Consider the following 4,984-nt stretch of genomic DNA (forward strand, 5'->3'; position numbering starts at 1 on the left):
GCCGGGCAAACCCGGCCCAGAGTCTGTGACAGATTCTAGACCAAGCTTCGAACGTTCGAAGATCGTCATTGACAAACAAATCCACAATAATGGCAGGTACAATTGTTGCTCTTTACTTGCTCGCGCCAAGACAACAGACTCCCGTCTTGGGAGGTGTCGCCGGTCTTGGGAGAGGTATCGCCACCCTTCCTCGACCTATTCTATCAACGAGAATGGAGCGAACCCGCAATTTAATGATTTTAGTGATTTACGGAGCGAATTTTGGGCTACTTCTTCGATATCGATGGTCAAATCACTCATCTAAGTCCTTGTCACAGGACCCTGACGAGGCGCCTGTATTTATTGATTTTCCTATTATCAATGATGAATAATTTACTGGCCCATGGAGACAGCACCAAAGAATCTGCAGATAGGGGTTTCGAAGACAGATCAGATACATCATGCAGAAAGTTTTTAGGTATCAACCCAGAACCCTTTCGGAATCGAGCCGAATTCACCCCCTATGTACTGAGCTTACTCTCACTGCACAAGGAAGGAGTCAAGCTCCACACCGGAGCCATTTCTTCACCAACTACCCCACTCATTTCAAAAGTGACAGAAAAATGTTTTGGACGGTCCTTATCATTGCAGACGATTGCGAGGCAACTCAGAGAGCGTTTTGGTCTTAGCTATTTTGATTTTCTCAATGAAATGGGTCTCGAATTGGAAAAAGTTAGATCGAGAAAACGCAAAATCGATTTTGCACAGCTAGACAGCTCTCTTAAGCCTCGACCGGGAAGGGTATTCTCTCCATCTTAAAAATGAAGAAAAGACAACCTCTCACAGGCTTAGCGAACTCCTCGGCCAGCCGTTCTCATTGAGATCGGTCAATGAACAGCTCGGCCACTTTGATGTGGGTTTAGCTGACTATTTGGGAATATATCGGAATCAACCCCTTTAAGCATACCGAACGGGGGGGCAGTCTCGTCCTGGCCGAAACACTATATGGACTCAGCCTCATCGCCTTAAATGATGCAGGTATTGATATCAAACGCGAAACATTGATGAAAGGTGGGAAAACTGAATATGCCAATACCATCCATGCAATCATATGGGTCGAGAGATGGCTGAATCCACATTCGTTCATAGATCGAGAGGGATTTTGACTTAACTATGGATTTCTTTCTAAAATTGGACTGCATGACTTTCCAGCACCGAACGTCAAAACCATTCTCGCAACCCGCTCGAATTTGATTCACGTCTGATGCATCCAAAATCAGAACCAGACGCCTCTCCTCGCTCTGACCAGTCCCAGGCGTCTGATATTTTTTCATGGAAGGTTCAGCGACTACTCGCTCATTTAAAATACAGAGGAGGTCATCTCACTTCGGATTTTCAACCTCTGATCAATGAACTCACTCTGGATACTGGGGAGACCTCTGCCTCTGAAGACTTTAATTAGATACAAGAAGATAATGAAAATTCAAATTGGAGACTACCCCGTCTCAAAAGTAGCTGCAATTTACCTTCAAACGCCAGAATCTCTATTCAGCAAGGCAAACATGACACTTTATCTGAAATCTCAATTTTTTACTGGAAGATTTCATCAACACCTCGATCCAAATGAAAAAATAACTGAGATTATTTTTGGAGCTCCTTATCGTCACAAATATATTGTAAATCAATTTATTTCTATAAACAAAACCACTTATGAAGACCTTCTTATAGAGCCAGATTTATTTACGAAGCAATTCTATCTCAGTCCCAAACTTAATCACTTTTCTGCTGACCAATTTGTTTCGTTCTTTCGATCTGTCGATCACCTGGATGCTCTCCATTACACTCATTGGAAATTCAACAAAGTAAAAAGGTCATTTCACAAAAATAGAAGATTTTTTTGGATACGATTTCACCCTAGCCAAATTGTCTTTTATATGGAAAGAAGCGGACTTGGATGGAATTCATTCTTCGATCAACAACCAAATTAGACATTCCGGAAGATATTGGCCCCCAACAAATCTCAAACAATGGTCGGAAGAGAAATTTGTTGAATTCTTCAAAATAGTGAGTCGTAAAAAGCCAATTCATGGGCCTTCGTGGGAGAAAAACAATCTGGATTATACCGAACTACGCGAAATCGAAACATTCTTTGGCTATCCATTTCAACCATCCCAAATATATAACTTTATGAACCATAGCTTTGGCTGGATTCGCTTTTTTAAAATGCACGACATCAAATACCTAAAGAGAAAGGATTTCTTTTTTCCCTTCCTTATGGAAGAACACATCGAAACTAATTTAATGAGCGTTACTGACCAGGAGTTCACAAGGTTGTGAAGCCAGGGTCATCATTGTTGTCACGTCTGAAAAATCTCTAACCCCAGAGAAAATCTGCGAGATCGAACAACTTCCCAATTACTACGAAGTCAAGCTTTCCCAATTGTTGGATCACTTGACTCCTCGGGAAAAGGATCTAGCTCTTTCTATTGTTAGAATTGTTTTGGATGGTGATGATGAAATTGACGCTGATGCAATAGCGACAGCTTTGGCGAAGCAATATGCACAAGACATAGATTCCGAAGGAGTAGGTGGAATTTTAACTCTCCTCTCTAAAATTCCCGGAGTTCGCGAGATAATACGAGAGTCGCAGGATTAGGAAGAACAGTCGAGAGAACAAGGGACCGCTGAGTGAATCTTGAACTGGCCTGCAACCCGCCGTATTAAAATATAGATTTTATTTTGGAAGCTTCCTTGAAAATGCTTTGTCAATCCAGATCCTGAGTTTTCCCATGATCTCTAAACGAGTTCAGGGTCCACTTTGCGCGGCCGGACATGTAAGAGCCCTCAAGTCGAGTTGCCCTTCGCTTTTGGCCGCCAAAGCAGCTAGACGACAGCGTGACCTGTCACGTTCACCACCAGTTCGCGCTATCAAGCAGCCGATCAACGCCAATTACCAATGCGATTCCCTCTTCGGGAATGTTGACCTGTCGTAAGACCATTGCAAGTGTGATAAATCCGACTCCCGGTACACCAGCCGTTCCATCTGAGGTGGCATTTTCCCATGTGAATGGATATTGCCCCAGGGAGCGCAGCAAAATATGCGATTCATTTCCAATGGCTCTAGCTCTAGGTTCCATTCTCGTTTTCTTGTATATCCAATCCCCAGGAGGAAGATGCCTTGGCATGAACCTGTGAGGGAAGCCAAAACCAAAGAACCATATAAGTAGAGCAAGAAGTAAATGGAATCACATTCATTGGAATATCTATAGTCCTTTCCGTTTTGGCCAATTCATAGGCCTTTGAAGTGCCGCAGTGATTTGGCTGAAAGAATAAATATCATGAGTCAAACGAGTGACCTTGTAAGCAAGCAGGCCGCTGTGCCTCCAATGAGTATAATTTCAACTTCACTATCAAGATGGGAATCAATGGACTTAAGGAGTCTATTCAAATCATCAGATCCATATTCATGGAAGCTCATGAAAATTCTCCTTCAAAGAACATTTTTCTCAAAAAGAGTCTCAAATCTATCTAGACCCATTGTTCATCAAAAAATGCCAGTTCCGCGCAACTGTGGCTCATTCTCGGTTCCTGGTGGAGACGCAGTGCGGAATCGCAGTGACACCGGAGTGCGTCAATTTTGCCCAACCCCTGTTCTGGTCTTAGTCGCTCTCCTTGTACGCAAGCGGGGCGAAAAAAAGAGATCCAGAGCCGTCTCAGATCTTCTGCCAGAATTTTGGTTGTCGAGACTAAATCTTAAAAAGGAGAGACGGATGAATCCCAGTTGGGAAAGTACCCAGAATTTTATCCTTTTGCCAGAACTGAAAATGTTAACTCACTGGCAGAATCACAAATTCAGTACTCATTATAGGTGTGCCAAGGAATCCAAGTTCGAAGTATGCCCTAAGTGCGCCACGAAATCCAATTCCGTCCATGACCGCAGATGGGTCAAAATCCAAGATCAACCCATCCGTGGGTCTGGAATTCAGCCGCAAGTACTCAAACGCCGATTTAGATGCCCCGGGTGCAAGAAGGTCTTCACTGAACCCCTTAGTGGCGTCAGGAAAGGCTATAAAACCACCGAACGCTTCCGCCCGAGGGCTCAAGTGGGCCTGTGAAAACTTCGCCGATCTAAAGCGCGTGTGCCGGGCCTACAGCTGCTCCGCATGGCTAGTGAATAAAGTATTTTACGAACAACTCGACATCAAATGGCACGAGCGAATGAACGACCTCTGGGGAAAACGAATCGGCATCGATGAACACAGCAGGAGGAAATGCCGCAAAAATGGAATGACTGAGTTTGCCTCGCTCATCGTTGACTACGATCGTGGCCGCATCGGCGAAGTGGTCAATGGGAAAACTGTACTATCTATGAAGGATGCACTTGCCTACATTCCCGGGCGAGAGCGCGTGGAACAAGCCATGACTGACATGTGTGATCCGTTCAAAAAGTTTATAAAAGACTTCTTTCCTAATGCTATCACCATTGCGGACAAGTTCCATGTGCTGCCCCTCCTGAATCCCTCTATCAACAAGGCTCGTACGGAAATCACTGGCGACAACAGGTCAAATCCAGTTCGTAGGCCTCTCCTCAGAAGCAGGCATAAACTAAAACACTACGAATGTTCCGCGCTGGATCTGTGACTTGCACAACATCCCAAGCTCAAAGAGATCTACTTGTTCAAGGAAGCACTCCATAAGCTCTACCGAGCGCGAGGACTGCAAAAGGCGACTGAAGCATTTGTCCGACTGACAGATCAAATGGCGAAATCATCTCTGAAAGAAATAATAAAACTCAGAAAAACTCTAATGAAGTGGCGCAAGGAAATTTTAAATTATTTTGTGACAGGATTGACTAATGGAAAAACCAAAGCCTACAACCGACTCGCAAAGCTTTATCAATACAGGGCTTTTGGATACAGAAGCTTTTTTAACTACAGGCTTCGATTGCTAAATGCATGAGAGGACTGAGACTCTGGACAAAGTCCACCATCGACCAAGTAGAACC

At 44.1% G+C, this 4,984-nt stretch carries 8 protein-coding genes and 1 pseudogene; 8 read left to right on the top strand and 1 reads right to left on the bottom strand.

Translation table 11 applies throughout. The features are described 5' to 3' along the window. Positions 1–89: 89 nt before the first annotated feature. The 6 genes from IPJ71_19655 (at position 90) to IPJ71_19680 (ending at position 2,635) form a co-directional block, all read left to right on the top strand. On the top strand, positions 90–371 hold the full coding sequence (locus tag IPJ71_19655) for a hypothetical protein (GenBank protein MBK7845858.1): 282 nt from the start codon (positions 90–92) through the stop codon (positions 369–371). Continuing rightward, entirely contained in the window at positions 361–798 is a 438-nt protein-coding gene (locus IPJ71_19660; GenBank protein MBK7845859.1) for a hypothetical protein, read from the top strand. Before IPJ71_19655 ends, IPJ71_19660 begins: the two co-directional genes overlap by 11 nt. Before the next feature lie 445 nt (positions 799–1,243). Next, on the top strand, positions 1,244–1,441 hold the full coding sequence (locus IPJ71_19665) for a hypothetical protein (GenBank protein ID MBK7845860.1): 198 nt from the start codon (positions 1,244–1,246) through the stop codon (positions 1,439–1,441). A gap of 13 nt (positions 1,442–1,454) precedes the next feature. Further along, the gene (locus tag IPJ71_19670; protein ID MBK7845861.1) at positions 1,455–1,967 is read left to right on the top strand and encodes a hypothetical protein; all 513 of its coding nucleotides are present in this window, start codon (positions 1,455–1,457) and stop codon (positions 1,965–1,967) included. Positions 1,968–2,043: 76 nt separating this feature from the next. After that, on the top strand, positions 2,044–2,316 hold the full coding sequence (locus tag IPJ71_19675; GenBank protein ID MBK7845862.1) for a hypothetical protein: 273 nt from the start codon (positions 2,044–2,046) through the stop codon (positions 2,314–2,316). A gap of 106 nt (positions 2,317–2,422) precedes the next feature. Next, positions 2,423–2,635, top strand: coding sequence for a hypothetical protein (locus IPJ71_19680; GenBank protein ID MBK7845863.1), 213 nt, complete (start codon positions 2,423–2,425; stop codon positions 2,633–2,635). Positions 2,636–2,785: 150 nt separating this feature from the next. Here IPJ71_19680 and IPJ71_19685 read toward each other — a convergent pair. Next, positions 2,786–3,164, bottom strand: a pseudogene (locus IPJ71_19685) (dicarboxylate/amino acid:cation symporter). Positions 3,165–3,909: 745 nt separating this feature from the next. Here IPJ71_19685 and IPJ71_19690 point away from each other — a divergent pair. Both IPJ71_19690 and IPJ71_19695 read left to right on the top strand, forming a co-directional pair. Further along, the gene (locus IPJ71_19690) at positions 3,910–4,620 is read left to right on the top strand and encodes a transposase (protein ID MBK7845864.1); all 711 of its coding nucleotides are present in this window, start codon (positions 3,910–3,912) and stop codon (positions 4,618–4,620) included. A 33-nt stretch (positions 4,621–4,653) separates the two neighbouring features. Continuing rightward, entirely contained in the window at positions 4,654–4,938 is a 285-nt protein-coding gene (locus IPJ71_19695; protein ID MBK7845865.1) for a transposase, read from the top strand. Positions 4,939–4,984 lie beyond the last annotated feature (46 nt).

This window comes from Bdellovibrionales bacterium (assembly GCA_016714165.1).
Taxonomy (GTDB): domain Bacteria; phylum Bdellovibrionota; class Bdellovibrionia; order Bdellovibrionales; family UBA1609; genus JADJVA01.